General features: G+C 64.5%; 1 protein-coding gene. It reads right to left on the reverse strand.

Translation table 11 applies throughout. The features are described from left to right. Positions 1 to 507, reverse strand: a 507-nt coding sequence (locus AC57B8_RS00005) for an IS256 family transposase (protein WP_496478224.1), incomplete at both ends; no start/stop codon positions are given.

Consider the following 507-nt stretch of genomic DNA (forward strand, 5'->3'; position numbering starts at 1 on the left):
CCGTGTAGATCGGCCGGATGGCCGCGGCCAGCAGTTTGCGGTCCTTCCAGCTCGCGTAGTCCAGCGAGTTGCGTATCAGGTGCACGATGCACGTTTGCAGCGTGGTGGCCGGGTACACCGCAGCCAGCGCCTCGGGCATGCCCCTCAAGCCGTCGGTGACGGCAATGAGGATGTCATTGACCCCGCGGGTCTTCAGGTCGTTGAACACCTTCATCCAGAACTTGGCGCCTTCGGTGCCCTCGATCCACAGGCCCAGGATATCGCGCGTGCCATCGGGCAGCACGCCCAGGGCCAGGTAGATGGCCTTGTTGCGTACCACCGCGTCTTCCTTGATCTTCACGCGCAAGGCGTCGAAGAAGACCACGGGGTACATCGGCTCCAGCGGCCGCGCCTGCCAGGCGGTGACTTCGGCCATGACGGCGTCGGTCACCGAGCTGATGAACTCGGGCGACACCTCCACCCCATAGCTCTCCAGCAGGAAGCCCTGGATCTCGCGCATCGTCATGC

The organism is Variovorax sp. BGA-UO-ETr-C22 (genome assembly GCF_059567965.1).